Annotated in this window: 31 protein-coding genes and 4 tRNA genes; 15 read left to right on the forward strand and 20 right to left on the reverse strand. The window is 63.6% G+C overall.

The window, feature by feature from the left end:
- Positions 1 to 127 precede the first annotated feature (127 nt).
- The 6 genes from B2W22_RS16280 to B2W22_RS16305 all read left to right on the forward strand — a co-directional run bounded on the left by B2W22_RS16280 (position 128) and on the right by B2W22_RS16305 (position 1,902).
- A tRNA-Gly gene (locus tag B2W22_RS16280) sits at positions 128 to 203 on the forward strand.
- A gap of 224 nt (positions 204 to 427) precedes the next feature.
- A tRNA-Gly gene (locus tag B2W22_RS16285) sits at positions 428 to 503 on the forward strand.
- A 155-nt stretch (positions 504 to 658) separates the two neighbouring features.
- Positions 659 to 734: transfer RNA gene (locus tag B2W22_RS16290), tRNA-Gly, on the forward strand.
- Positions 735 to 789: 55 nt separating this feature from the next.
- Positions 790 to 863, forward strand: a tRNA-Cys gene (locus B2W22_RS16295).
- 99 nt (positions 864 to 962) lie between these two features.
- Positions 963 to 1,298 (forward strand): hypothetical protein, encoded by a 336-nt coding sequence (locus B2W22_RS16300; RefSeq protein WP_349679459.1) that lies wholly within the window; start codon positions 963 to 965, stop codon positions 1,296 to 1,298.
- Positions 1,299 to 1,302: 4 nt separating this feature from the next.
- A complete protein-coding gene (locus B2W22_RS16305; RefSeq protein ID WP_175123170.1) occupies positions 1,303 to 1,902 on the forward strand; it encodes a DUF2946 family protein in 600 nt (199 codons plus the stop codon).
- Positions 1,903 to 1,917: 15 nt separating this feature from the next.
- On the opposite strand, the gene B2W22_RS16310 is transcribed toward B2W22_RS16305, so the two are convergent.
- Positions 1,918 to 2,373 (reverse strand): nuclear transport factor 2 family protein, encoded by a 456-nt coding sequence (locus tag B2W22_RS16310; protein ID WP_239216276.1) that lies wholly within the window; start codon positions 2,371 to 2,373, stop codon positions 1,918 to 1,920.
- Between the two features lie 94 nt (positions 2,374 to 2,467).
- Positions 2,468 to 2,893: a DoxX family protein gene (locus B2W22_RS16315; protein WP_286938771.1), complete on the reverse strand. Its 426-nt coding sequence runs from the start codon at positions 2,891 to 2,893 to the stop codon at positions 2,468 to 2,470.
- Positions 2,894 to 3,025: 132 nt separating this feature from the next.
- Here B2W22_RS16315 and B2W22_RS16320 point away from each other — a divergent pair, with 132 nt between their 5' ends.
- The 5 genes from B2W22_RS16320 to B2W22_RS16340 all read left to right on the forward strand — a co-directional run bounded on the left by B2W22_RS16320 (position 3,026) and on the right by B2W22_RS16340 (position 7,245).
- Positions 3,026 to 3,958, forward strand: a complete 933-nt coding sequence (locus B2W22_RS16320; protein ID WP_246282845.1) for a LysR family transcriptional regulator — start codon at positions 3,026 to 3,028, stop codon at positions 3,956 to 3,958.
- A gap of 10 nt (positions 3,959 to 3,968) precedes the next feature.
- Complete coding sequence (locus B2W22_RS16325; RefSeq protein WP_175123172.1) at positions 3,969 to 4,550, forward strand: NUDIX hydrolase; 582 nt, start codon at positions 3,969 to 3,971, stop codon at positions 4,548 to 4,550.
- Positions 4,547 to 5,317 carry a leucyl/phenylalanyl-tRNA--protein transferase gene (gene aat / locus B2W22_RS16330; RefSeq protein WP_175123173.1) on the forward strand — a complete coding sequence of 257 codons (771 nt, stop codon included), beginning with the start codon at positions 4,547 to 4,549 and terminating at the stop codon, positions 5,315 to 5,317. Before B2W22_RS16325 ends, aat begins: the two co-directional genes overlap by 4 nt.
- A gap of 84 nt (positions 5,318 to 5,401) precedes the next feature.
- Positions 5,402 to 6,139 carry an arginyltransferase gene (locus B2W22_RS16335; protein ID WP_175123174.1) on the forward strand — a complete coding sequence of 246 codons (738 nt, stop codon included), beginning with the start codon at positions 5,402 to 5,404 and terminating at the stop codon, positions 6,137 to 6,139.
- Positions 6,140 to 6,201: 62 nt separating this feature from the next.
- Positions 6,202 to 7,245 carry a quinone-dependent dihydroorotate dehydrogenase gene (locus B2W22_RS16340; protein ID WP_286938774.1) on the forward strand — a complete coding sequence of 348 codons (1,044 nt, stop codon included), beginning with the start codon at positions 6,202 to 6,204 and terminating at the stop codon, positions 7,243 to 7,245.
- Between the two features lie 128 nt (positions 7,246 to 7,373).
- Here B2W22_RS16340 and phaP read toward each other — a convergent pair whose 3' ends face one another.
- Positions 7,374 to 7,952, reverse strand: coding sequence for a TIGR01841 family phasin (phaP, locus tag B2W22_RS16345; RefSeq protein ID WP_105237564.1), 579 nt, complete (start codon positions 7,950 to 7,952; stop codon positions 7,374 to 7,376).
- Between the two features lie 381 nt (positions 7,953 to 8,333).
- Here phaP and B2W22_RS16350 point away from each other — a divergent pair, with 381 nt between their 5' ends.
- A complete protein-coding gene (locus B2W22_RS16350; protein ID WP_286938777.1) occupies positions 8,334 to 9,311 on the forward strand; it encodes a tripartite tricarboxylate transporter substrate binding protein BugD in 978 nt (325 codons plus the stop codon).
- 100 nt (positions 9,312 to 9,411) lie between these two features.
- On the opposite strand, the gene B2W22_RS16355 is transcribed toward B2W22_RS16350, so the two are convergent.
- From B2W22_RS16355 to B2W22_RS16365, 3 genes are all read right to left on the reverse strand, one after another.
- Positions 9,412 to 10,275 carry an IclR family transcriptional regulator gene (locus B2W22_RS16355; RefSeq protein WP_286938778.1) on the reverse strand — a complete coding sequence of 288 codons (864 nt, stop codon included), beginning with the start codon at positions 10,273 to 10,275 and terminating at the stop codon, positions 9,412 to 9,414.
- Positions 10,276 to 10,423: 148 nt separating this feature from the next.
- Entirely contained in the window at positions 10,424 to 11,239 is an 816-nt protein-coding gene (locus B2W22_RS16360; RefSeq protein ID WP_286938779.1) for a competence/damage-inducible protein A, read from the reverse strand.
- Between the two features lie 31 nt (positions 11,240 to 11,270).
- Positions 11,271 to 12,080 carry an EI24 domain-containing protein gene (locus B2W22_RS16365; protein WP_286938781.1) on the reverse strand — a complete coding sequence of 270 codons (810 nt, stop codon included), beginning with the start codon at positions 12,078 to 12,080 and terminating at the stop codon, positions 11,271 to 11,273.
- A 63-nt stretch (positions 12,081 to 12,143) separates the two neighbouring features.
- Between B2W22_RS16365 and B2W22_RS16370 the strand changes: the two genes are divergently transcribed.
- Positions 12,144 to 12,527 (forward strand): thioredoxin family protein, encoded by a 384-nt coding sequence (locus tag B2W22_RS16370; RefSeq protein WP_175123179.1) that lies wholly within the window; start codon positions 12,144 to 12,146, stop codon positions 12,525 to 12,527.
- 92 nt (positions 12,528 to 12,619) lie between these two features.
- On the opposite strand, the gene B2W22_RS16375 is transcribed toward B2W22_RS16370, so the two are convergent.
- The 3 genes from B2W22_RS16375 to B2W22_RS16385 all read right to left on the reverse strand — a co-directional run bounded on the left by B2W22_RS16375 (position 12,620) and on the right by B2W22_RS16385 (position 15,472).
- Positions 12,620 to 14,107, reverse strand: a complete 1,488-nt coding sequence (locus tag B2W22_RS16375; protein WP_175123180.1) for a DEAD/DEAH box helicase — start codon at positions 14,105 to 14,107, stop codon at positions 12,620 to 12,622.
- A gap of 283 nt (positions 14,108 to 14,390) precedes the next feature.
- On the reverse strand, positions 14,391 to 14,726 hold the full coding sequence (locus B2W22_RS16380) for an AzlD domain-containing protein (RefSeq protein WP_175123181.1): 336 nt from the start codon (positions 14,724 to 14,726) through the stop codon (positions 14,391 to 14,393).
- Positions 14,723 to 15,472, reverse strand: coding sequence for an AzlC family ABC transporter permease (locus tag B2W22_RS16385; protein ID WP_175123182.1), 750 nt, complete (start codon positions 15,470 to 15,472; stop codon positions 14,723 to 14,725). The genes B2W22_RS16380 and B2W22_RS16385 overlap by 4 nt, the downstream gene beginning before the upstream one ends.
- A gap of 179 nt (positions 15,473 to 15,651) precedes the next feature.
- Here B2W22_RS16385 and hemB point away from each other — a divergent pair, with 179 nt between their 5' ends.
- Positions 15,652 to 17,106, forward strand: a complete 1,455-nt coding sequence (gene hemB, locus B2W22_RS16390; RefSeq protein WP_286938795.1) for a porphobilinogen synthase — start codon at positions 15,652 to 15,654, stop codon at positions 17,104 to 17,106.
- A gap of 79 nt (positions 17,107 to 17,185) precedes the next feature.
- On the opposite strand, the gene B2W22_RS16395 is transcribed toward hemB, so the two are convergent.
- The 3 genes from B2W22_RS16395 to cutA form a co-directional block, all read right to left on the reverse strand.
- Entirely contained in the window at positions 17,186 to 18,067 is an 882-nt protein-coding gene (locus tag B2W22_RS16395; protein ID WP_175124858.1) for a DMT family transporter, read from the reverse strand.
- A 205-nt stretch (positions 18,068 to 18,272) separates the two neighbouring features.
- Complete coding sequence (gene dsbD / locus B2W22_RS16400) at positions 18,273 to 20,168, reverse strand: protein-disulfide reductase DsbD (RefSeq protein ID WP_175136920.1); 1,896 nt, start codon at positions 20,166 to 20,168, stop codon at positions 18,273 to 18,275.
- Positions 20,168 to 20,515, reverse strand: coding sequence for a divalent-cation tolerance protein CutA (gene cutA, locus B2W22_RS16405; protein ID WP_175136921.1), 348 nt, complete (start codon positions 20,513 to 20,515; stop codon positions 20,168 to 20,170). Before cutA ends, dsbD begins: the two co-directional genes overlap by 1 nt.
- A 122-nt stretch (positions 20,516 to 20,637) precedes the next feature.
- Here cutA and B2W22_RS16410 point away from each other — a divergent pair, with 122 nt between their 5' ends.
- Positions 20,638 to 21,102, forward strand: coding sequence for an HIT family protein (locus B2W22_RS16410; RefSeq protein WP_175136922.1), 465 nt, complete (start codon positions 20,638 to 20,640; stop codon positions 21,100 to 21,102).
- Between the two features lie 105 nt (positions 21,103 to 21,207).
- On the opposite strand, the gene rplQ is transcribed toward B2W22_RS16410, so the two are convergent.
- The 8 genes from rplQ to secY form a co-directional block, all read right to left on the reverse strand.
- On the reverse strand, positions 21,208 to 21,600 hold the full coding sequence (gene rplQ / locus B2W22_RS16415) for a 50S ribosomal protein L17 (RefSeq protein WP_006389635.1): 393 nt from the start codon (positions 21,598 to 21,600) through the stop codon (positions 21,208 to 21,210).
- Positions 21,601 to 21,785: 185 nt separating this feature from the next.
- Complete coding sequence (locus B2W22_RS16420) at positions 21,786 to 22,772, reverse strand: DNA-directed RNA polymerase subunit alpha (protein ID WP_008169002.1); 987 nt, start codon at positions 22,770 to 22,772, stop codon at positions 21,786 to 21,788.
- A 229-nt stretch (positions 22,773 to 23,001) separates the two neighbouring features.
- Entirely contained in the window at positions 23,002 to 23,625 is a 624-nt protein-coding gene (rpsD, locus tag B2W22_RS16425) for a 30S ribosomal protein S4 (RefSeq protein WP_175124780.1), read from the reverse strand.
- An 11-nt stretch (positions 23,626 to 23,636) separates the two neighbouring features.
- On the reverse strand, positions 23,637 to 24,038 hold the full coding sequence (rpsK, locus tag B2W22_RS16430) for a 30S ribosomal protein S11 (RefSeq protein ID WP_006216516.1): 402 nt from the start codon (positions 24,036 to 24,038) through the stop codon (positions 23,637 to 23,639).
- 15 nt (positions 24,039 to 24,053) lie between these two features.
- A complete protein-coding gene (gene rpsM, locus B2W22_RS16435; protein ID WP_008168996.1) occupies positions 24,054 to 24,419 on the reverse strand; it encodes a 30S ribosomal protein S13 in 366 nt (121 codons plus the stop codon).
- 43 nt (positions 24,420 to 24,462) lie between these two features.
- Positions 24,463 to 24,576, reverse strand: a complete 114-nt coding sequence (rpmJ, locus tag B2W22_RS16440; protein WP_003806928.1) for a 50S ribosomal protein L36 — start codon at positions 24,574 to 24,576, stop codon at positions 24,463 to 24,465.
- A 34-nt stretch (positions 24,577 to 24,610) separates the two neighbouring features.
- Complete coding sequence (gene infA / locus B2W22_RS16445) at positions 24,611 to 24,829, reverse strand: translation initiation factor IF-1 (protein ID WP_003806927.1); 219 nt, start codon at positions 24,827 to 24,829, stop codon at positions 24,611 to 24,613.
- A gap of 8 nt (positions 24,830 to 24,837) precedes the next feature.
- On the reverse strand, positions 24,838 to 25,981 hold a 1,144-nt coding region (secY, locus tag B2W22_RS16450), incomplete at its 5' end, for a preprotein translocase subunit SecY (protein ID WP_286938793.1).

Here is a 25,981-nt window from a genome sequence, read left to right on the forward strand (position 1 = left end):
AATCGAAACGGCCACGGCGGCTCAGGACAAGCTCAAAAAATCGTGCTAGACTGCGCGCCTTCTGATCGATAACCAAGTTGATCAGAGTGAATAAGAAAAGCGGTTCTGAGCAGTTTGCGGAACCAATGCGGGAGTAGCTCAGTTGGTAGAGCGCAACCTTGCCAAGGTTGAGGTCGCGAGTTCGAGACTCGTCTCCCGCTCCAGATTTTGATGTGCAGCTTGTTCAGTGCTGCAGATCATTGAAAGCAAGGGCCGAAAGGCCCTTTTTTCATGCCTGAAAAGCCAGTTCATGCAGCACATGCGAGCCGACTTGATGGATGAAAAAATTAATGTATACTCTCGCCTCGCTGATTGGACAGCCGCCAGATTCTTGAAGATTCTTCTTGAAGACTCAAGCGCACAGCCAGCGATGAGGGTATTAGCAAATGCGGGAGTAGCTCAGTTGGTAGAGCGCAACCTTGCCAAGGTTGAGGTCGCGAGTTCGAGACTCGTCTCCCGCTCCAGATTTCGGTCTGCCGTGCAAAGACCCTTAAAAGTATGTACAATCGCTGTCTTTGGTGAACAGCCCTGATACCAAAACAGGCATTCATCAGAACAAGCGAAGGCTTGTAGCTTAGTAGTAATAAGCAGTACCCAGCAGTACCCCAGCAGTACCCCCGCGGGAGTAGCTCAGTTGGTAGAGCGCAACCTTGCCAAGGTTGAGGTCGCGAGTTCGAGACTCGTCTCCCGCTCCAAATACAAAGAGGAAGCATCGGCCAACACCGCGCTTCCTTTTTTCTTGCAAGTGCTGGCGCAATGGCAGAGTGGTTATGCAGCGGATTGCAAATCCGTGTACGTCGGTTCGATTCCGGCTTGCGCCTCCAGCATCTTTTCCCCCTCCCCAGCATCTCGTTACCCATCCCTACGCCCGGTCAGCCGGATGATTGTTATGGTGACCCCGTTTTCATTTGAACGATGAGTCCATGCACAACATCCCGGTATCACAACCGCGCCGCTTTACTGCCCGCCCCGCTTTCCTGAGCCTGTCCGCCGCCGCGCTGATCGCACTAGCGCCGCTGGCTGCCGAGGCGCATGACAAGCACCATCACCACCGCCACAAGGGCGGCGAGTACAAGGAAAAGTATTGGGATGGCGCCTGCAAGGTCGAGCGCAAGTGGAAGCGCAACGGCGACTACAGCGAAAAGCGCAAATGCCGTGACGACTATGCTTATGGCTACGCACCGCAATCCGTGGCGGTGCCCGTGATGCCGGTGCAACCTGGCATCGTCATCTCGCCCACGATCGTCATCCGCCCCTGAGACCATGGATCAATCGGTAAAGGACGCCCTCACCCGCTGGCCGAATGTGCCGGCTGTCTACGGATGGCTGTCGCTGGATGCGCGCGGCCGCTGGCGCCTTCATCCGCAAGGACAGGCCAATGAGGGCGGGCCGGGCGAGCCGATCACCAATACGCAGATCCTGGAATTCATCAGCCGCAATTACGAACGCGACAACGACGGCCGCTGGTTTTTCCAGAACGGCCCGCAGCGGGTGTTCGTACGTCTGGACGCAGCGCCCTATGTGTTGCGCCTTGCCGATGACAATCGCGGCCTCATCACGCACACGGATGCGACCGTCGACGCAGTCAGCGCGTGGTGGCTGGATGATGAAGGCCGGCTCTACGCATCGACGCCGATGGGCGCCGGCATCGTGCTGGACCGCGATTTGCAGCCGCTGCTGGAGATGATGCGGACGCAAGCTGGTGCTCCGCTGCTGGACGCGCTGGCCGAACTGGCGGCTAGCCATTCGATGACAGCCGACTGGCCTGACGTGTACGCGGCGGCGCCGCTGCACGCAATCGCGCAGGCGGACATCGCCGCGCGCCTGGGATTTGACCCCGCCCCGCACGCCCCCGCGGCCTGACGGGCCAGCGCAAACTCAGAACATCCCGTTGCTGTTGGCGGCCTTCTCGGGAATCGGTTGCACGGCATCCCAATGCTCGACGATCTTGCCGCCTTCCAGGCGAAAGATGTCGATGATGGCGTTGCCGCGCGTACCCGGCTCGCGCACGGCGTGGACATGCAGGATGACGTAATCGCCATCCGTGAACACGCGCTTGATTTCGCTGTGCGAGGCGGGATACTTGTCGCGCAGGAATGCGATGAATTGCCGGAAGCCCTCGGGGCCGTCGGCCGCGTTGGGATTGTGCTGCACATAACGATCGCCCACGTACTTGAGCGCGGCGTCCGCGTCTTTCTGGTTCAAGCCTTTTTCATAGAACGCCAGGACGGCAGCCTTGTTGGCGGCTTCTTGTTCGGGCGTGGCTTGCGCGGCACAGGCCAGGACGGAAAACAGCAGTGCGGCAAACGTGCGCATGAACATAGGCCGGGACATATCGACTCCAGATAAAAAAAGGCGAAGCCATTCTATGGCCCCGCCTTCGCGCGGGCCACGTCCGGCCCGGTAAACAGATTGATGCGCGTAGCGCTCAGTGGCTTGACGCCGCTATGGCACAGCGGCGGCCGCTTTTGACCAGCGCGAACTTGCCGTCGCCCAACAGCGCCAGGACGGCAGCCGCCACGGTCAGGAAAATCGGATATTCCCAACCGCCGCCCGGGTTGCCGAAGCCCCAGCCATTGCCAAAATGGACCGTCGACGCCGCGAAGAGCTGCACCACGGCAATCGCAGCGACCCAGCGCGGCACCACGCCCAGGATCAGCAGGATGCCTCCGGCCACCTCGAAAAACGTGACCGGATAGGCCAACCAGCTGGCAAAACCGATCTTGGCGAAGAACTGGGCGGTGCCGGGCAGCGTGAACACCAGCAGCTTGGTCAGGCCATGGGCCAGGAACATCACGCCCAGCGCCACGCGCAAGAGCAACGCGGCATACGGCGCGGTACGGGAATCAATCATTGCAATCATCCTTGTGCAGAAAAGCGAATCGCCCGGAGCAGGCAGATCCTTCATGGGCCGTATTCTTGCGATTCCAAAAACAAAGATAAACATGCAGAATTGCAAATTATTGTTCCCCGATAGGAAACAATCTTGGACACCCATACCGCCATGCAGACCTATGCCAAGGTCGTCGAACTGGGCTCATTCGCGGCAGCCGCCGACAAGATGGGCCAGGCGCGATCCGTGGTGACGCGGCAAATCGCCTATCTGGAGCAGAAGTACGGCGTACGCCTGCTGAACCGCACGACGCGCAAGCTCAGCATGACGGACGCCGGACGCGCCTTCTATGACCGCGTCCGGCCCATTCTGGCGGAGGTTGCCGACCTGGAACTGTCGCTGCAGGCGGAAGGCCAGCGGCCCAGCGGACGATTGCGGGTCAGCGCGCCCGTGTCCTTTGGCATCCTGCATCTGGGGCCAGCCATCGCCGAATACCTGCAGCGCTATCCGGACGTGGTGATCGACCTGGACCTGAACGACCGCGTGGTGGATCTGGTCGAGGACGGCTACGACGTTGCGGTGCGCATCGGCCCGCTGGTGGATTCGTCGCTGGTGGCCAGACCCCTGGCGCCGCAGCAACTGCTGGTCTGCGCAGCGCCGTCGTACCTGGAGCGCCACGGCGCGCCCGCCGTGCCTGAAGACCTGAAGCAGCATCGCTGCCTGCACTACGCCTACGCCAGCACGGGCAACGAATGGCATTTCGAGAAGGACGGCGTGACGCATCTGGTGCGCGTGAACGCGGCGTTGCGGGCCAATAACGGCGACGTGCTGCGCACCGCTGCACTGGCCGGCCACGGCATCATCCTGCAGCCGGAATTCCTGGTCGGGGATGACATACGCGCCGGACGTCTGACCGCCCTCTTGACCGGCTATGCCCACACGCCGATTTCCATGGTCGCCGTCTACCCGCACCGCCGCTTTCTGTCGCCCAAGGTCCGGTCGTTCGTCGAACACCTGGAAGCGCGGTTCGGCAGCCCCGCGCCCACGCCGCCGGCCCGGCGCGCCACGACCCGCCGCAGCCGGTAGAATCGTACCCATGACCGCCAAATCGCCCCTCGAATACTTCCCCGCCCCGCGCCGTTCCCACTTTTGCAGCCAGTGCGGCTCTCCGGTAAACCGCCGCGTGCCGGAAGGCGATAACCGCGAGCGTGACATCTGTGATCACTGCGGGGCGATCCATTACCAGAATCCGCGGCTGGTGGTCGGGACCGTGCCCGTCTGGGAAAACCGCATCCTGCTCTGCCGCCGCGCGATCGAACCCCGCTACAACACGTGGACCCTGCCCGCCGGCTTCATGGAGCTCGGCGAGAGCACGGCGCAAGGCGCGGCGCGGGAAACGCTGGAAGAGTCCGGCGCCAAAATCCAGTTGGGCGACATCTACACCATCATCGACGTCCCGCAGATCGAGCAGGTGCACGTGTTCTATCTCGCCCAGGCGGTGGGTCCGGAACTGGACCCGGGCCCGGAAAGCCTGGAAGCGCGCTGGTACGACGAATCCGAAATTCCCTGGGACGACCTGGCCTTCCGCACCGTCGCCAGCACCTTGCGCCTGTTCTTCGAGGACCGCAAACGCGGCACCTTCGGCCCGCATCACTACACCCTAGAATCCCACCGTTGAAACTGCCCTGGCTCGCCGCCGACACCCCGTTTCCTCCTGCGGAATTCGCGCTGACGGATCCGGACGGTCTGCTGGCCGCGGGCGCGGACCTGTCGCCGGAACGTCTGGCCCAGGCCTATTCCAACGGCATCTTTCCGTGGTACTCGGAAGGCGAGCCCGTGCTCTGGTGGAGTCCGAACCCGCGCATGGTGCTGCCCGTGAAGGACTTTGCGCCGTCGCACTCGCTGCGCAAGCTGCTCCGCCAGATCGCCGCCCGGGAATACGAAGCCACGCCCAGCGTGCAGGTGCGGGTCGACACCGTGTTTCCCCAGGTCATGGCGGCCTGCGCCGCGCCGCGCGACGGCCAGCCGGGCACGTGGATCACCGCTGCCATGCAGGACGCCTACCGGCAGTGGCATGACGCCGGCGTCGTGCACAGCATCGAAACCTGGATCGACGGGGAATTGGCGGGCGGGTTGTACGGCATCAGCCTGGGACGCATGTTCTTCGGCGAATCCATGTTCACCCGCGTCCCGAACGCCTCGAAGATCGCGCTCGCGCATCTGGTTCGCTACCTGGACGCGCAGGGCGTCGAGTGGATCGACTGCCAGCAGCAGACGCGGCATCTGGCAAGCATGGGTGCGGCTCCCGTGCCACGGGAACACTTTCTGCGGCATGTTCGGCAAGCCACTCAACAGCCCGGCATTCCGTGGTCACGCGGCCGTCTGGACACGCGCGGCCAACTGCATCCGGATACACCCGAGGGGACGGATTGCAGCCCGAGTTAAGCGTTAATATGGAGCCACTCCCGTCCCGGGTTTGCCGCCTATACGCGGGATATCCGATACGCCAGCTCCCATGAGCCAGCTCCAATGAGCCAGCTGAAAGAACTTCCCTTCTCCACGCTGCAGTTCTACGCAACCGCCCCCTACCCCTGCAGTTATCTGCCGGGTCGCCAGGCCCGGTCGCAGGTGGCCGCGCCCGGGCATCTGATCAACGCGGGCACGTATTCCCAATTGGTGGAACAAGGCTTTCGCCGCAGCGGTCTATTTACCTACCGTCCCCATTGCGACAACTGTCAGGCCTGCATTCCCGTGCGCGTAGATACGGCCGGATTCGCCCCCAACCGCAGTCAGCGCCGTGCGTGGCGCGATCATCAGCATCTGCAGTCGTTCGTCGCGGAGCTGGCATGGTCGCCGGAACACTACCGGCTCTATACCCGGTATCAGCAGGGCCGGCATCCGGGCGGCGGCATGGACGAAGACAGCCGCACGCAGTACGCGCAGTTTCTCTTGACCAGCCGCGTCAACACCCGGCTGGTCGAGTTCCGCAACGCCGAGGGTGTGCTGGTGATGGTCTCCATCATCGACGTGCTGGACGACGGCCTGTCCTCGGTCTACACGTTCTATGACCCGGACATTGCCGATGGCCTGGGCACGTACAGCATTCTCTGGCAGGTAGAACAGTGCCGCGCGCTGAACCTGCCGTGGCTCTATCTGGGCTACTGGATCGCGGACAGCCGCAAGATGTCCTACAAATCGGCCTTCCGTCCGGCGCAGTTCCTGGTCGACGGGGAATGGCGCGACAGTCCCGACCGCCCGCCCGCCTGAATCTGTTGCGGCGTCGTTTGCAATCGGCGGGGACGGAGCAAATCGCTCTACAATCCCGGCCCATGTCTATCCTCTTCCACGCCTATCCCCTGGCCCGCCCGGCGCTCTTCGCCATGGATGCGGAAACCGCCCACGAAGTCACCCTGTCGGGCCTGCAGCGCGCCTATGAATGCGGCGCCACGCGCAAGCTCATGCACGCGCAGCCCAAGGCGCCCTGCACACTGATGGGGATGCAGCTGGCCAACCCGATCGGACTGGCCGCCGGCCTGGACAAGAACGGCGCCTACATCGACGCGCTGGGCAACCTGGGTTTCGGCTTCATCGAGGTCGGCACGGTCACGCCGCGCGCGCAGCCCGGCAACCCCAAGCCGCGCATGTTCCGCCTGCCGCGCGCCAATGCGCTGATCAACCGGCTGGGCTTCAACAATCAGGGGCTCGACGCCTTTCTTGCCAACGTGCAGCGCAGCACGTGGCGCAAGCAAGGCGGAATTCTGGGCCTGAACATCGGCAAGAATGCAGACACGCCCATCGAACGGGCCGCCGACGACTACCTGATCGGCCTGGACGGCGTGTACCCGCATGCCGACTACGTCACCGTGAATATCTCGTCGCCCAACACCAAGAACCTGCGTGCGCTGCAAAGCGGCGACGAGCTTTCTGCGCTGCTCGCGCAGTTGGCCGACAAGCGCCGCGCCCTGGAAGACCGGCACCAGCGCCGGGTCCCGATGGCGGTGAAGATTGCGCCGGACCTGTCACAGGACGAAATCGACGCCATCGCCGAGATCCTTCCGCGCCACGGCATCGATGGCGTCATCGCCACCAACACCACGCTGTCGCGCGACGCGGTGAAGGGCCAGGCCCATTCGGAGGAGGCTGGCGGCCTGTCCGGCGCGCCCGTGCATCAACTGTCGCTGGCGGTGATCCGCCGCCTGAAGGAACGGCTGGGCAATAGCCTGGCCATCATCGGCGTGGGCGGCGTGCTGTCCGGACGGGAAGCCCGCGAAAAGATGGAAGCCGGCGCCGACGCGGTGCAGCTTTACACGGGCCTCATCTACCGTGGCCCCGGGCTGGTCGGCGAATGCGTACGCGCCGTCGCGTCCCGCTGACAGCCGATAAAGACAAAAAACGCAGGCAAAAAAAGGGGCCACCCTGTGGGTGGCCCTAATTCCAGCTCTGCTCTGTCACTCAACAGTACTACATTACTGCGCTTCGCGCAGCACCGTGCGCCAAATACTTAGGCGCTGCGGCGGCTGCGGCCGGCAACCTTGGTCGCGGCGTCGGCGGCGTCCGTGGCGGCCTTGAAGGTCGCGTTGGCGGCGGCGTTCAGGTTCGACTCGGCGACTTCAGCGGCCTGCTTGGCAGCCTTGGTCATCGAATCGTAGGCGCTGGTCGCGGTGGCCAGCGAGGACTTGATCAGGGCGACGGCGCTTTCGGAACCGGTCGGGGCGTTCTTGGAGAACTGGTCGACGGCTTCGCTCAGCTGTTGCTGGCTTTCGGCGATCTGTTCTTCGGTCAGCTTGACCAGGCTGCCTTGCACGCCGGCAACGATGTCATACACGTGCTTGGTGTAGGCCAGGGCCTTTTCGGCGCCCGGTTGCAGCAGGCCCGTCGCGAACGCGGCGGCTTCCTGCGGATCCTTGACTTCAGCGGCTTGCTGCGACTTCTGGGCGACTTCGTCCAGGGTGGCCTTCACGACCTTCAGGTTCAGTTCGACCAGCTTTTCGAAGCCGGCGAAGACGGCGGTCTGGGCGGCCACGATGGTGTTGATGCTGGCCTTTTGACGGTCCAGAACTTGTTGCGGAATTGCGCTCATAGAATGCTCCTCTCAGGGTAGCCGGAGGCTGTCCGGCAGTAAGGATGGTTGTCTGCGACGAAATAAGAAACGTGCGCGGAAACTGGTACTACAAGCTACCGCCGGCCCGTTTGATGCACTGCACAATTGCCATTCTAGACTGGGTAAAAAACTTGTCAAGCAGTTTTTGTGCGGCGCAACAAGTGTTTGCACTTTAACGGTGCGCCCGCCTGCCGGGGCTTGATTCTGCTCAACGAATTCCCGGAACTCGGGAAATACCGGACATGACGCGGTATCAATTCTTTTCTACACTGTTTTCACGCTGATGACAGACAAATACCAATGATATGTCAGCGAAAGATAACTAATCGCAGCAAGCAAAACCCTGCAATCGGAGACCTCATGACTTTCATTCCCCGCACGCTTTCGGCCCTGCTCGCGGCCGGTGCCCTGTTCGCGGCCTGCGCCGCGCACGCGGAATATCCGGAACGCCCCATCAACATGGTGGTGCCGTTCGCGGCAGGCGGCCCGACGGACAACGTCGCCCGCTCCCTTGCGGAAGCCATGCGGCCCAGCCTGGGCCAGACGGTCGTCGTTGAAAACAAGGGCGGCGCCGGCGGCACCATCGGCACCACTCAGGTCGCCCGTGCCCAGCCGGACGGCTATTCCATCCTGTTGATGCACGCCGGCTTCTCGACCGCCCCGTCGCTCTACAAGAATCCGGGGTATGACCCCTTCACGAGCTTTGAGCCGGTCGGCCTGGTGGTCGACGTGCCCATGACCATCGTCGCCCGCTCGGACTTCCCGCCCAACACCATCGCCGAACTGGCCGACTACGTCAAAAAGAACAAGGACAAGGTCTCGCTCGCCAACGCGGGCATCGGCGCCGCCAGCCACCTGTGCGGCACGATGCTGGTCGAAGCCCTGGGCGTGCAACTGCTGACCATCCCGTACAAGGGCACCGCGCCCGCCATGAACGACCTGCTGGGCAAGCAGGTCGATCTGATGTGCGACCAGACCACCAACACCACGCAGCAGATCGAAGGCGGCAAGGTGAAGGCCTACGCCGTGACCAGCCTGAAGCGCGTTCCCACGCTGCCCAAGCTGCCGACCATGGACGAGTCCGGCTACAAGGGCTTTGAAGTGGGCATCTGGCATGGCATGTGGGTGCCGAAGGGCACGCCCAAGCCTGTCGTGGATAAGCTGGTCAAGAGCTTGCAGGCCGGTCTGGCCGATCCCAAATTCCAGGAGCGCATGAAGCAACTTGGCGCCACCGTGCTGACGTCGGAAGCCAACCCCGATGCGCTGACCGCGAAGGTCAAGCAGCAGGTCCCGCAATGGGCCGAGCTGTTCAAGAAGGCCGGCATCGAGAAGCAATAAGCCCGCTTCAAGAGGCCGCCCGCTTCGGCGGCGCCTCTTGCGGCAACGGCCCATAAAAAAGCCCCCTCATGGGGGCTTTCTGTTTTGGCGTGCGCCGCAGCTACGGCCGCATGGCTTCGGCCGCCAGACCCAATCCGTTGAAACCCGAGGACACGGAGGGTTCGTAGCCCAGCGCTTCGGAAATGCTGGCGGCAGTTTCGACCAGCGCCTTGATCCAGTCGTCCTGCAGCCGTTCGGCCGGCGCCGAGATCGACAGCCCCGCCACCAGCTTGCCGGTGTCGTCGAAGATGCCGGCGGCGATGCAGCGTACGCCCAACTCCAGCTCCTCGTTATCGCGGGCGTAGCCGTGGCGGCGCACCAGGGCCAATTCGCGTTCCAACTTGTCCAGATCGGTCAGGCTGTTGCGCGTATGGCCGGCCAGCCCCGTGCGCAGCGCGTAGGCGCGCACCTGGCGCGTGTCGCCCGTGGACAGAAACAGTTTGCCGGTGGACGTCAGGTGCAGCGGCGCGCGGCCGCCGATGGCCCGCACCACCTGCATGCCGGAGCGTTCGCTCCAGGCGCGGTCGATGTAGACGATTTCGTCGCCCTGCTGGACGGAAAGATTGATGGTCTGCCCCGTCAGCTTGTGCAGCGACCGCATGGCCGGAATGGCCGCCTCGCGCACGTTCAGACGGCCCTTGACCAGCGATCCCAGCTCCAGCAGGCGCATGCCCAGCTGATACAGCCCGTTGTCGACCCGCTCGACATAGCGGCCGACGACCAGGTCGTTCAGGATGCGGTGGGCGGTGGAGGCGTGCAGACCGGTGGTGGCCGACAGCTCTTTGAGCGAGACCGGATCCGGTTGAGCGGCCAGGGCGTCGAGCAGACGCATCGCGCGTTCGATGACCTGAATGGCGATCGGATGGGCGGAAGCGCCTTCGGTTTCGGCGTCCAGCGGATTGCGAGGGGTGGGAAGACGGGCCATGGAATTTTGGGCTGGCGCCGCCACGCAAGACACGCGTTGCGGCAATGCAGCAAACAGTTCTTATCCCGTATTGTGAAATTTACCGGCCGGTTTGGCAAATGGTATTTGCGCAGCGGGCGCGACCGGCGGTGCCCCGCCGCCGCGCAAATCAGGCCGCCGCCGGGGGCGCCAGCTTGCCGCCCAGGCGCAGGACTTCGGCGCGCAGGAATTCCAGCGCCGCTGCGGCAGCCTCGGGTTCGCCCTTCACGCCCAGCTCGATGTGGGGCGTGCCGCCCGCCTCGCCGACGCTGGGCAGACTGAACGCGCGGACGTCGGGCCAACGACTTTCCACAGCAACCATCGACGGCGTGATGCGCGATTCGGGCATGCTGAAAACCAGGAAGGAATGCTCGACGTGGGCGCGAATATGCTGCAGCGCACGATAGCGGGAATCCAACGTCCATTCCAGCATTGGCCACGCCATGACGGGAAAGCCCGGCACGAAGGTGTGATCCTTGATGAAGAATCCCGGGATCCGGTTGTACGGATTGGGGACGATCTCGCAGCCTTCGGGGAACATGCCCATCTGCAACCGTTGCTGGTTTTCCGGCGCGCTCATGTCGGCAGTGCCCTGCCCCTTTTCCGCCATTTCGCGCGTGCGCAATGCGATGGCCTCCTTGGCTTCGGGATGCAGTGCCAGCGGCAGGCCAAGCGCAGCGGCCGCGGCCTGGCGGGTATGGTCGTCGGGCGTGCCGCCGATGCCGCCACACGACAACACGACGTCGCCACTGGCGAAGCTGCGCTTGTAGGCGTCGACCAGACGGTCGCGCTCGTCAGGCAGGAATTCGGCCCAGCTCAGGTGCATGCCGCGCGCGCCCAGCATTTCGACGATCTTGGAAAAATGCTTGTCCTGGCGCCGTCCCGACAGGATTTCATCGCCAACGATGATGAGGCCGATACTGCGGGCGGTGGGTTCTGCAGCCATGTCCGATTCCATTGATAAGAAAAGACGCCGGTCAGACGTCGATGACGCGGTCCTGCCGCAGGCGCTTGAGGGCTTCCAGGCCGTAGTGCGCGTAGACCAGCGCGGAAAACACCGGCAGGATAATCCACGCGGCCGGCAGCAGGTTCAGTAGCGAGCAAATCAGACCGATGGTCCAGAAGCCGCCGTTGTTCCGTTCGAGGATCAGTTTGCGTTCATCCGGGCTGGCGTGCTCGACGATCGCGTCGACGCGCATCATGCGCGAGAACGCGAAGGCCCACCAGAAAATGGACAGCACGATGGCCATGGGCGGCACGAGCCAGAGCGGCAGCGTCAGCACCCACCCCGCGGCGAACGCCGCGGACACCCACACGGCGTTCCACACGCTGACCGCGGTGGAGAACTTGCCGCGGCGGCCCACCGTGGCGTATTCGCGCTGACCGACGTGACGCAGCACCAGCGGCATGACGAAGACGGCGGCGATGGCCAGTCCAAGGATGCCGGACACCGGCAACAGGATGGCCGCGGCGATGACCGGAATCAGCCAGATCTTGAGCGAGAACAGGCCGACCGCGACTAACCATTGGTCGACGCGATTGACGATGTCCCATTGCGACACCTCGGTGCGCAACCAGTCGGTCAGGGGCGTCCAGAAAAACCAGAGCAGCAGGATGGCGCCAACAAGGGCGATCAGGAAAGGCAGCAGCACCGCGAACAGCATGGTCGGGTGGCACTGCGACACGAGCGCGCGCTTGAACGCCTGCCCCACGCTTACGGCCCCCGCGCCGGCGCCGGACAGGCGGCCGTTTCCGGGGGCGGGCGGATCAGTACGCAGGACGGTCATGGCAATCAAATTGAGGGGTGAACAACCCGGGTATGATAGTCAAACCCGCCCCGATCCGCTCACATGTCTCTGCTTACACCTGGTACCGATCTTGCCCCGCTGCGCGCGCGGCTGAGCGCCACGCCCAACACCTGGCTCATCGCCTGTTTCTGCGCCGCCTGGTGCGACACCTGCGAAGAATACAAGCCCAAATTGCAGGCCCTGGCCGGCGCCTTGCCGCAACACGTCTTTGCATGGGTCGACATCGAGGATCACGCTGAATTGCTGGGCGACGTGGACGTCGAGAACTTCCCTACGCTGCTGGTGCAGATCGGCGATCGTGTCGTGTTCTACGGCCCCATGCTGCCGCATATCGGCCACCTGGAGCGCCTGCTGGAAAGCCTTGACGAAGACAGCGCGGCCGTGACCACCGCCCTGCCCGATCTGCCGCGAATGCTGGCCGCCTGACATCGCGGCGCGCCCGACAAAAAACCCGCAACGCCTGAAGGCCTTGCGGGTTTTTTTGCGGTCCGAGGACCGGCGACCGGTGTCGCGCGCGATCAGGGCTTGCGGCTGCCGCCCAGCAGGACGGCAAGCTGGCGCTTGGGCGCCGACGACGGCGCGGCATTGCTGCGCGAATCCTGTTCTTCGGCCGGCGCGGCCGTCGTCGAGGGCTCGTAAGGCTTCAGGAAGAAGTCGTCCACCGGTTGGCGCGAGCCGCCGCCATGGTGGCTGGAGCGTCGGTCCGAAGAACGGCCGCGATCGCCACGGTCGCCGCGGCTTTCGCGGCTGCTCTCGCGCCCCTCGCGCGAATGCGAACCACCGTCGCTGCGGCGATGGCTGCGGGCGATCAGATCGGCCGGCACGTCGAGCGTGCCACGAGGCACTTCGCGCTTGATGAGCTTTTCGATGTCGAGCAGGAAACGCTCTTCATCGGCGGTGAACAGGGCAATGGCTTCGCCCGACGCACCCGCGCGGCCCGTGCGGCCGATGCGGTGCACGTAGTCTTCGGCGTTGTACGGCAAGTCGTAGTTGATGACGCAAGGCACGCCCGCCACATCCAGGCCGCGCGCGGCCACGTCGGTTGCGACCAGCACTTCGAGCTCGCCCGCCTTGAAGGCTTCCAGCGCTTTCATGCGGTCGGCCTGGGTTTTGTCGCCGTGAATCGATTCAGCCTTGACGCCGTCGCGTTCGAGGTCGCGCGCCAGGCGCGCGGTGCCGATCTTGGTGTTCGAGAAAACGATGACCTGATTCAGGCCGCGGGACTTCACCAGATGCACGACGGCGGCGCGCTTGGCGTCGCTGGTCATCTTGTAGGCGATCTGGGTGATGGTCGTCGCGGTGGCGTTGCGCGCCGCCACTTCGATTTCCACAGGCTGGTTCAGGTACGAACGGCCCAGCTTGCGGATTTCGTTGCTGAACGTGGCCGAGAACAAGAGGCCCTGTCTCTGCGCGGGCAGCAGCCGGATGATGCGTTCGAGATCGGGCAGAAAACCCATGTCGAGCATGCGGTCTGCTTCGTCCAGCACCAGGATGCCGACCTGGCTGAGGTTCACGTTCTTTTGTTCAACGTGGTCGAGCAGGCGGCCCGGCGTGGCGACCAGCACCTCGCAGCCGCGGCGCAGCGCTTCTTTCTGCGGACCGATATCCACGCCACCGAACACGACGGCCGAGCGCAGCGGCGTCTTCTTGCTGTAGCGCTTGACGCTCTCGAAGACTTGGTCCGCCAGTTCACGCGTGGGCGCCAGGATCAGCGCGCGCACCGGATGCCGGGCGGGCGAAGCACTGGTATTGGCCAGCGGCATGAGACGGTGCAGGATCGGCACCGTGAAGGCCGCCGTCTTGCCGGTGCCGGTCTGCGCGGCGCCCATGACGTCACGACCCGACACCACGACGGGAATGGCCTGCGCCTGGATGGGCGTGGGGGTGGTGTAGCCGGTTTCGGCGATGGACTGCAACAACAGGGGGTGCAATCCGAAATCGTCGAACGTCGGCGCGGGCGCGGGCGCGTCAGCGGTGGGTGCTGCGGTTTGAGTGGATTCAGTCATCAGGGGTTAGGCAAGTACCGGGACCAGTGAAAAAGAACAAAACGAGAGTGCTGCATGCACTGCTACATAAGGCATCGGGGCATCCATGCTGGATTCGATACTTATGAGGGCAGTACCAGGCCCGGATTGCTGTGGATTGATGAATTTTAGCGCAGCCGCCTTACCACACGGTCAAACGGTCTGTTTGAGGCCCGGTCGGCAGCACGATCCAATGGCCCACCGAGGCAAAAAAAGTGCCTCGAGTGTCCACCAGACGGACGATGTAACACGGGATTTGTGGCCGTCAGCTGGCCAGCCAGCGCAAACCCCAGAGCACCAGCATGCCGACCACGATCACGAGCACCGCGCTGCGGGTGCGCAGGAACACCAGGATGGCGACCAGTCCGGCAACCAGCTTGTAGTCGAAGACAGGGCCCAGCCCGGCCTTCCAGGGCAGCAGATCGGGGACCACGATGGCAGTGAGCGCCGCGGCGGGTGCGTAGCGCAAGGCGCGGCGCACATTGTCGGACAGCGGAATGTAATCGCCAAACAGCATGAACCCGGCGCGCGTCAATACGCTGCACAGGGCAAGCAGCAGGATGGCGGAATAGACGTAGAGTTCCCAGGACCAATTTGTCATGGACGCGCCTTGAAGAAGCGTTCGGCCCACATGCCGGCGATGACGCCGGAGATCACCGCCGCAGCCAGCCCGAGGCGCAGGGGCATTGCCTGCCCCACCCAGGCGACGACGCCGGCGGCCAGCATCGACACCAGCATCGGTTTGGAACTGGCCAGCGGCACCGTGATGGCCAGCAGCGCCAGCACGGCGGCAAAATCCAGGGACCAATCGGTGGGAACCTGCGCGCCCAGGTAGATGCCGATGATCGACGACGACTGCCAGACCAGCCAGCCCGGCACGATGGAACCCAGGAAGAACCAAAGCTGCTCTCGGGTCCCGCGTTCGACCGAGTCGCCAAAACGGGGCATGAACAGCACGAAGCCCATGTCCGTTGTGAAATAGCCGAGTCCCAGGCGCTTGGGCCACGACAGGTGGCGGAAATAGGGCTGCAGGGCGGCGCCGAAGATGATGAAACGCAGATTCACGACGCAGCCGGCGGCGAAGATCAGCCAGAGCGGCGCGCCGGCGGCGATGAGCGGCAATGAGGTGAGCTGGGCCGAGCCGGCGTACAGCAGCAGCGTCATGGCAAGCGCCATGGATTCCGTCAGTCCGGACTTGACCATCGCCACACCGGTCACCAATCCCCAGGTCGCGGTGGCGATCAGGGCGGGCACGATGGCATGGACGCCGGCACGGAAGGCGGTTACGCGTTCCTGGCGGACCAGGGCTGGGTCTTCGGATTCAGGAAGCGCGGATTCAGAGGACAACGGCTGGCCCCTGGCGATTCAGGCAGGACGACATGGATACTCGATGGGAATGAACTGCGCGAATAGGCCCGTATTGTAACCTCGCTGCTTGATACAATAGCGCCCTCGAGATTCTTGGCCCCCATGGCCTGGCGCACGGCGGCAGGTTTGGTGCGCACTGTGTGGAGAAGACCATGTCGATGGCTGACCGCGACGGTTTCATCTGGTATGACGGCAAGCTCGTCCCATGGCGAGACGCGACGACGCATGTCCTGACGCATTCGCTGCATTACGGGCTGTCCGTCTTCGAAGGCGTGCGCGCTTACAACTCCACCCTTGGCACGGCTATCTTCCGCCTCGAAGACCACACCAACCGGCTCTTCAATTCGGCGCACATCTACCAGATCCCCATGCCGTTCGATCGCGACACGATCAACGAGGCACAGCGGACGGTCGTTCGCGAAAACCAGCTTGAATCCGGCTACCTGCGCCCCCTCGTGTTCTACGGCCCCGAAAAAATGGGTGTGTCGCCCAAGGGCGCCCGGGTGCACGTGGCCATCGCGGCATGGCCCTGGGGCGCGTATCTGGGCGAAGAGGCGCTGTCCGGCGGCATCCGCGTGAAGGTGTCGTCGTTTGCGCGCCAGCACGTGAATGTCACGATGCCGCGCGCCAAGGTCGCCACCACCTACGCCAATTCCATCCTGGCCAATACCGAAGCCCTGCAGGACGGCTACGACGAGGCCCTGCTGCTGGACACCGACGGCTTCGTGGCCGAAGGCTCCGGCCTGCGGCAGGCCGTGGCGTCCCTGCCCGGCGTGGTCCGCTATTCGCTGGACACGCTGCTGCCCGTGGCCGAAGAATGCGTGGCGCTGGGCATCCCCGTGCTGTCGCTGTTTCCCGCCATCGACCCGTCGCTGAAGACCCCGGACGGCATCGAAGCCACCAATCCCGACGGCCTGATCCCGCGCGTGGTCCGCGAGCTGAAATCGCGTTTCCCGGAACTGGGCGTGCTGTGCGATGTGGCTCTGGACCCGTACACCAGCCACGGCCAGGACGGCGTCATCGACGCGGACGGCTACGTGGTCAACGAACCCACCGTCGAGATCCTGGTCAAGCAGGCGCTCACGCAGGCTGAAGCCGGCGTCGACATGGTCGCCCCCAGCGACATGATGGACGGCCGCATCGGCGCGGTGCGTCGCGCGCTCGAGGCCAACGGCCACATCCACACGCGCATCATGGCGTATTCGGCCAAGTACGCCAGCGCGTTCTACGGCCCCTTCCGCGATGCCGTGGGCTCGGCCACCAATCTGGGCAAGTCCAACAAGATGGCTTACCAGATGGATCCGGGCAACATCGACGAGGCGCTGCGCGAAGTGGCCGGCGACCTGCAAGAAGGCGCCGACATGGTCATGGTCAAGCCGGGCATGCCTTATCTGGACGTGCTGCGCCGGGTCAAGGACACGTTCCGCGTGCCGACCTTCGCCTACCAGGTCAGCGGCGAATACGCCATGATCAAGGCGGCCGCCGCCAATGGTTGGCTGGATCACGACAAGGTCATGATGGAAGCGCTGCTGGCCTTCAAGCGCGCCGGCGCCGACGGCATCCTGACGTACTTCGCCATCGAAGCGGCCAAGCTGTTGAAAAGCCAGCGCTAGAAAGACCTCCGGGCGCGGCGGCTTTGGCCGTCTGCGCTCGGCGCCTCCCGCCGGCCAGGACGCCGGCAATCCCCCGCCATCAAGCCTTTGCGGCGGCAGCCCGCGCCGGCTGCGCGCCGCGGCGCAGTCCCAGCCACGTCCCGCCCAGCACACAGCCCAGACCGACGACATGCGTCAGCGTGACGTGCTCGTCCAGGAACAGGGCCGCGAACAGCAGCCCGAAGATCGGCAGCCAGTTCACGAACAGCGCGGCGCGGCTGATCCCCAGCCGCGCGATGCCCGCGTTCCACACGATGTTGCTGATACCGGACGCGACCACCGCCGAAAACATCAGCACCGCCCAAGGCCACCATGCCATCTGCCACGTCTCAGCGTGGTACGAGGACGGCGTCAGCGCGGCATGTCCCACCAGCATCACGCCGCCGGCCAGGTACATGTACCAGAGCATCCCCAGCGGATCCATCATGCGTGACATCCGCTGGATGACGAGGCCGCCAAACACGAACACCAGCACGGCCACGAACACCACGGCATCGCCCCATCCGGTCAACCCGAGCTGCGCGCCGCTGCCCACCACCACCATGCCGACGCCCAGGAGGCCGAGCAGCGCGCCGGCAATGCGAGTCGCCGTGAGTTTTTCTCGGTAGAAGATGGCGGCAAGAAAGGCGGACAGCAACGGACTGGTGGCCATGATCAGCGTGCCGTTGGCCGCCGACGACACGCGCAAACCCGACACCAACGCCACCTGGTGCGCATACACGACCAGAAAGCCGGCAAGCGCCACCCAGCCCAGCTGCGCGCTACCCAACTTCGGGATACGGCCGCCGCGCGCCTTGATGATGAGGGTGACGGTAATGAACGCAATGACGATCCGAACGGCGGCGAGCGCCTGGATGTCCATGTGCTGGGTCAGATACTTGATGGAGACGATGTTCAGGCCCCACGTGGCCATGACGAACATCAATTGAAGATAAATCAGACCGTTCCGGTCCTGACTTGCATCAACGGTGGGGGACGTCACGGCGCCGGCCTGGAGGGAGTGGGATGCGCCGCGCGGGCAGCGAAGCGATCATGGTATATCGCGCCCTTTCTTGATTCAACGCAAGCGTCGTCGCGTTGCGCGCATCAGACGCTGGCGCCTGCCCCGCCGCCAGCGTGCTCGTCCCTCAACGCACGAGCACGCGGTCCAGCGATTCCGTGAAGCGCTTTGCGTCTTGAAAGCCCACTACGCGCGCATCCGCGATTTCCTTACCGCCCGGCTCGAAGAACATGATGCCCGGCGGGCCGAACAGCCGGAAGCGCTTGAGCAGCGCGCGGTCGTCGGCATTGTTCGCGGTCACATCCGCCTGCACCAGCACCATGCCCGCCATGCGCTGCGCGACGCCCGGATCCGTGAAGGTGAAGCGCTCCATTTCGCGGCACGACACGCACCAGTCCGCATAGAAGTCCAGCATCACCGGCCGGGTGCTTTGCGCCAGCAGCGCGTCCAGCTCGGCATTGCTGCGCACACGCGTGAAATGGACATCGCCCGCCGCGGCGACGCCGGCAGCCGGCGCATCGCCGCGCGCGGCCAAGTGCGACAGCGGCTGCAGCACATCGCGCCCGCCACTGGCCGCACCGACGAGCCACGCCGCGGCCGCCAGGGCAAGCAACAAGCCCAGGCCCTTGCCGAACATGCGCCCGGCGCCCGCGCCTTGCGGCAAGGCGTCGAAGGCGCGCAGCATCACGGCCGACACGACAGCCAGAAACGCCCACCCCGTCATCTGGACCCAGGTGGGCACGACGGGAATCAGCATCCACCACGCGGTCGCCAGCAGCAGCATGCCGAACAACCGCTTGACGCCGTCCATCCACGGTCCGGCCTTGGGCAGCAAGGCGGACGACGACGCGCCGACGATCAACAGCGGCACGCCCATCCCCCATGCCATCGCAAACAGCGCCGATCCGCCCAGGATCACGTCCCCGGTCTGCGAGATATACAGCAAGGCGCCGGCCAGCGGCGCGGCCACGCACGGGCCGACGATCAGCGCCGACAAGGCGCCCATGACCAGGGCGCCGGTGTAGCGTCCGCCCGGCACGCGCGACGAGCGCTCGGACAGCATCGCCTGCACACTCGACGGCATCTGGAACGTGAATACATCGAACATCGCCAGCGCCAGCGCGGTCAGCAGGATGGCAAAGAGGGTCAGGATCCACGGCGTCTGCAACCAGGCCGCGAGCCCCGCGCCGCTCAGGCCGGCAGCCACGCCCAGCGCGGTGTACACCACCGACATGCCCAGCACGTAGGTGGCGGCCAAAGCCAATCCGCGTCCGCGGCTGGGCCGCTCCTGCTGCGCGCCGCCCAACACGATGGACGACAGGATGGGGATCATGGGCAGCACGCACGGCGTGAAAGCCAGCAAGAGGCCCAGCACCAGAAACACGCCAGCCGTCTTGATCCATCCCAGGCCACCCAGCGCGTCGGCCAGGCCCGTGTCTCCGGCATTGACCAGCGCGGACAAGCCGCCGGAAGCCGCTTGCGGCGCCAACGCCCCGCCAAGCCCCGTGCCCGCCACCGTATATCCACCTGCCACGGGCGTGAGCTTCACGGTGCTGTCCATCGGCGGATAGCAAAGGCCGGCATCCGCGCAGCCCTGGCCCGTCAGCGTCAGCGTGAACGGCTGTCCGCCGGCTCCCACCGGGACGCGGATCGTCACGTCCTTGTGGAAGACTTCCATGTCCTTTTCAAAGGTCGGGTCGTACTTGACCTCGCCTTTGGGATAAACGGCCTCGCCCAACGTGGTGGCATCGGCGGGACTGATGGCAATGGCGAAGCGCTCGCGGTACATGTAATAGCCGGGCGCGACCTTGTAGTGCAGCTCCACCGTGTCCGCGGACGCCATCTTGGCGCTGAACACGAACGCCTTTTCAGGCTCCAGAAACTCGGTATCCGCGCGCGCGGCTGCCTGCCATCCGAAAAGCAGAATGGCCATCGCCAGCAGCATCAGGCAGTGCCTGAAAAAGGGGGAGGTCGCGCTCGCGGCGCGTCCGCGCGCGCCGACCGTACCGGCAAGTTGCAACATCAGTTTCTCTTGTTCTGCGTAATGGCCGTCTGCTCGCGCACCCAGTCCAGGTAGGGCGCTGCGCCGGCGATGACCGGCAGCACGATGATCTCGGGAACGTCGTAGGGATGCATTTTCGACAAGGCCTGCACGACGGCGGCATGCCGCGCGTAGGTCGTCTTGATCTGGATGGGGATTTCTTCCGTCCCTTCGACCTCACCGTTCCACAGGTAGATGGACAACCCGGGCGCGCCGAGGTTCACGCACGCGGCCAGTCCGTCTTCGACGAGCACGTGCGCAATGCGTTTGGCCAGCAACAGGTCCGGCGCATTGCTGATGACCAGCACGACGTCGTCATCGCGCAACATGGAGCCTCCTTGGGATACCCGCGTGGGATGTAACTCGCGGTATTTTATCGGTATTGCGGCCACCTTCCCGGAACCGCCGCGCGCCAGGCCGCCGCGCCGCCCTCTTACACGCCGAGGCAAGCATGTCCGACAACTGCCTGTTCTGCCGCATCGCCCGTCACGAGATTCCCGCGCACGTCATCCACGAAGACGATCGCCTGCTGGCCTTCCTCGACATCCAGCCCGTGCGCCCCGGGCATACGCTCATCATTCCCAAGCAGCACTATCCCTATTACGAAGACATGCCGGCTGACCTTGCCGCCAGCATCGTCAACCTGGGCCAGCGGCTGGGCCGCCAGATGAAACGCCTGTACGGCGTCGAGCGCGTGGGATTTGCGTTCACGGGCATCCATGTCGCGCACGCGCACGCCCATGTCGTACCGATGCATCACCCGCAGGACGTGACGTCCACGCAATACATCGAGCAGCAGGACCTGACTTTCAGGATGCCGCCTCAGCCACCCCAGGATGTGTTGGCCGCCACAGCCGCAGAGCTTCGGGGGCAGTTGCGCGGCGGGCGCGAACGCGAGGATGGGGGCAACGCCTGATCGGTGCATTCGCGCCTCATCGCGAATCGCAGCGCCCCATCGCGGCGCCAAAAAAACAAGGGCGGGTCCGAAGACCCGCCCTTGTCGCTTATCTAGCTGCCGAAATTACTCGGCGCTGTCCTCAGCGGCTTCATCGACTTCCGGACGGTCAACGAGTTCCATGAAAGCCATGGGAGCGTTGTCGCCCTGACGGAAGCCCATCTTCAGCACGCGGGTGTAGCCGCCGTTACGGGCCGCGTAGCGCGGGCCGATTTCGGCAAACAGCTTCACAACCGCATCGCGATCGCGCAGACGGGCAAAAGCCAGGCGCTTGTTCGCGAGCGTGGGCTCCTTGCCCAGCGTGATCAGGGGTTCGATGACGCGGCGCAATTCTTTCGCCTTCGGCAGCGTGGTCTTGATGGCTTCGTGGGTGATCAACGAAACGGCCATGTTGCGGAACATGGCAAGACGGTGACTGCTGGTGCGGTTGAGCTTACGCAAGCCATTACCGTGACGCATGATAAGTTTCCTTTGAATCTAAAGAAGGCGTTTCCGCCATCGGGTTGCCGGCTCTTCTATCAGCCTGCAATCAGGCTGCGGTCCGGTAGAAAACGGGGCATTTTACGACGATTTCGCAAACTGCCCGGCGGTGAGGCCGGGCGCTGCGGGAGACGCCCTTTTCAGGGGCGGCACCCTTTCAAGACTTACGGACGCTCCAGGCCCAGGGGCGGCCAGTTCTCGAGCTTCATGCCGAGGGTCAGGCCACGTGCAGCCAGCACTTCCTTGATCTCGTTGAGCGACTTGCGACCCAGGTTCGGGGTCTTGAGCAGCTCGTTTTCGGTACGCTGGATCAGGTCGCCGATGTAGTAGATGTTTTCGGCCTTCAGGCAGTTGGCCGAACGCACCGTCAGCTCCAGGTCGTCGACCGGACGCAGCAGCACCGGGTCGATCTGCGGCGTGCCGCGGACCGGGGCTTCGTACGAATCGCCAGCGCCTTCCAGGGCGGCGAAGACCGAGATCTGGTCCATCAGGATGCGGGCCGACTGGCGCACCGCTTCCTCGGGCGAGATCACGCCGTTGGTTTCGATGTCCAGGACCAGCTTGTCCAGGTCGGTGCGTTGTTCAACGCGGGCGCTTTCAACGGCGTAGCTCACGCGGCGGACCGGGCTGAACGAAGCGTCCAGAACGATGCGGCCGATGGTGTGGGTGCGGTCTTCCGACAGCGCGCGCACGTTGCCCGGCACGTAGCCGCGGCCCTTTTCGACCTTGATCTGCATTTCCAGCTTGCCTGCTTCCGTCAGGTTGCAGATGGCGTGGCCGGGGTTGATGATCTCGACGTCGTGCGGCAGCTCGATGTCGCTGGCCAGCACCGTGCCGGCGCCGGACTTGCGCAGAACCAGCGTCACTTCGTCGCGGTTGTGCAGCTTGAAGACCACGCCCTTCAGGTTCAGCAGGATGTCGACGACATCTTCGCGAACGCCCGGGATGGTCGAGTATTCGTGCACCACGCCCGTCATCTGGACTTCGGTCGGCGCGTAGCCGGTCATCGAAGACAGCAGGATGCGGCGCAGGGCGTTGCCCAGCGTGTGACCGTAGCCACGCTCGAACGGCTCCATCACGATCTTGGCATGGTGCGTGCCGACCGGTTCGACTTCAATGGAGCGCGGCTTCAGGAAACCTTGAGTGGACATTTACTGTGTTCCTTTTCAATACCCTCGGCTCGTTACACCGATAAGGCTGATGGACAGGGTGAGACTTGATGCTCAAACCATGGGCGGCGCAAAAACGCTGCCCGATACTTACCGCAAAGCCCGCTCCACCAAATGGCGAAAGCGGGCTGCTGCGGGACTTGCTAACGGGTCAACCGGGTCGCGTGACCAGCTTGCCAGCACCTTGCGAAGGAGGCGCCGGCAGGCGTGATTAACGCGAGTACAGTTCGACGACCATCGATTCGTTGATGTCGCGAGCGACATCAGCGCGATCGGGGGCCGACTTGAACGTGCCGGTCAGCTTGGCCGCGTCGACTTCCACCCACTGGGGGATGCCGATGCTGGTGGCCAGGTCGAGCGATTCCTTGATACGGCCTTGCTTCTTGGCCTTTTCACGAACCGAGACGACGTCGCCAGCCTTGACCAGCATCGAAGCGATGTCAGCCGTGTGGCCGTTCAGTTCGATGGCGCGGTGGCTCACCAGCTGGCGAGCTTCGGCGCGCGTCGAGCCGAAGCCCATGCGGTAGACGACGTTGTCCAGACGCGATTCCAGCAGCTGGATCAGCGTTTCGCCGGTGTTGCCACGGCGACGCTCGGCTTCAGCGAAGTACTTGCGGAATTGCTTTTCCAGCACGCCGTACATGCGCTTCAGCTTTTGCTTTTCGCGCAGCTGCAGGCCGTAGTCGGAAGTGCGGGCACCCGAAGTGCGGCCGTGTTGGCCAGGCTTGGAATCCAGCTTGCACTTGGAATCCAGCGAGCGGCGGGCGCTCTTCAGGAACAGGTCAGTACCCTCGCGGCGCGAGAGCTTGCATTTGGGTCCAATATAACGTGCCATGTGGATTCCCTTTAGATACGACGACGCTTCGGCGGACGGCAGCCGTTGTGCGGAACGGGCGTGATGTCGGCGATGGACGAAATCTTGATGCCCAGCGCGTTCAACGCACGGACCGACGACTCGCGGCCAGGACCGGGGCCCTTGATGCGGACTTCCAGCGTCTTGATGCCGTACTCGAGCGCAACGCGGCCAGCCGTTTCAGCGGCAACCTGCGCGGCAAACGGGGTCGACTTGCGCGAACCCTTGAAGCCAGCACCGCCCGACGTGGCCCACGACAGTGCGTTGCCCTGACGATCGGTGATGGTGATGATGGTGTTGTTGAACGAAGCGTGAACGTGCGCGATGCCGTCCGAGACGTTCTTCTTGACCTTTTTGCGCACGCGCGAAGCGCCGCTGGTGGAAGCTTTCGCCATAATCCTGTTCCTCGATTATTTCTTCAGGGACGCAGCAGCACGACGCGGGCCCTTACGGGTCCGGGCGTTGGTGCGAGTGCGCTGGCCGCGCACGGGCAAACCGCGCTTGTGACGCATACCGCGGTAGGTTCCCAGGTCGATCAAACGCTTGATCGAGAGCTGTACTTCACGACGCAGGTCGCCTTCAACCGTGAACAAACCAACATGTTCGCGGACGCGTTCCAATTCAGCGTCGCTCAGATCCTTGACCTTTTTGTCAAAGGGTACGTTTGCCGCTTCGCAAATCTTGCGAGCGCGCGTACGACCGATGCCAAAAATGGCGGTCAGGCCGATCTCGGCGTGCTGTTGCGGCGGAATGTTAATGCCAGCAATACGGGCCATGACTGTTCCTTGAATAAATCCGTTGCGTAGTCGCTAACCCGAGTTAGCCTTGACGCTGCTTGTGACGCGGGTCGGTGCAGATAACGCGCACCACGCCGTGACGTTTGATAACTTTGCAGTTGCGGCAGATCCGCTTAACCGATGCCATTACTTTCATGGTTGACTCCTAATTTTCCGTAATCCGGTTTCGCTCACTTGGAGCGGAAAACAATCCTGGCTCGCGTCAGGTCATAGGGCGTGAGCTCCACTGTGACCTTGTCACCCGGCAGGATCCGGATGTAATGCATACGCATCTTGCCGGAAATATGGCCCAACACCACGTGGCCGTTTTCGAGCTTGACGCGAAATGTCGCGTTCGGGAGGTTCTCAAGAACCTCACCTTGCATCTGAATGACGTCGTCCTTGGACATTCTTTTGCTTACCGCATCGGCAAACCCGCGCCCTTGAAGTTGGCCTTCTTGAGCAACGAGTCGTACTGGTGAGACATCATGTAGGCCTGAACCTGCGCCATGAAATCCATCGTCACCACCACAATGATCAACAGAGACGTACCACCGAAGTAGAAGGGAACGTTCCAGCGCATCACCAAGAATTCCGGCAACAGGCACACCAACGTGATGTAGATGGCACCTGCGAGCGTCAAACGCATCAGGATCTTGTCGATGTAGCGCGCCGTTTGCTCGCCCGGACGGATGCCCGGAACAAACGCACCACTCTTCTTCAGGTTGTCCGCCGTTTCGCGGCTGTTGAAAACCAGAGCCGTGTAGAAAAAGCAGAAGAAAATAATCGCGACCGAGTACAGCGTGATGTAGAGCGGTTGACGAGGCGACAGGGCCGCAGCCAGGTCGCTAAGCCAGCGCATGTTCTCGCTGCTGGAGAACCAGCTCGTGATCGTGGCCGGGAACAGAATGATCGACGACGCGAAGATCGGCGGAATCACCCCTGCCATGTTCAGCTTCAGCGGCAAATGCGAGCTTTGACCACCGTAGACCTTGTTGCCGACCTGACGCTTGGCGTAGTTCACCGTGATCTTGCGCTGTCCGCGTTCCACGAACACCACAAAAGCGGTAACCAGCACCACCAGAGCCACGATGAACAGTGCCGAAAGCACAGACATCGCGTTGGTGCGGACCAGGTCCAACAGTGCAGCCAGCGCCGCGGGAAGACCCGCCACGATACCTGCGAAGATCAGGATGGAAATCCCGTTGCCCAGACCGCGTTCCGTGATCTGCTCACCCAGCCACATGACGAACATGGTGCCAGTGACCAAAGTCACGACGGTCGTGAAGCGGAACAGCATGCCCGGATCGATCACCAGTCCCTGCTGAGACTCCAACGCCACCGAAATGCCCACGGCTTGCACCAGCGCAAGCACGACCGTGCCGTAGCGGGTGTATTGGGTAATCTTCCGACGGCCGGATTCGCCCTCTTTCTTGAGCGCTTCCAGCGACGGCACCACCACCGACATCAACTGCATGATGATGGATGCCGAAATGTACGGCATGATCCCCAGGGCAAAAATCGAGAAACGCGAGAGCGCTCCGCCCGAGAACATGTTGAAC

Source organism: Achromobacter sp. UBA4530, from assembly GCF_002388205.1.
Classification (GTDB): Bacteria; Pseudomonadota; Gammaproteobacteria; order Burkholderiales; family Burkholderiaceae_B; genus Achromobacter; species Achromobacter animicus.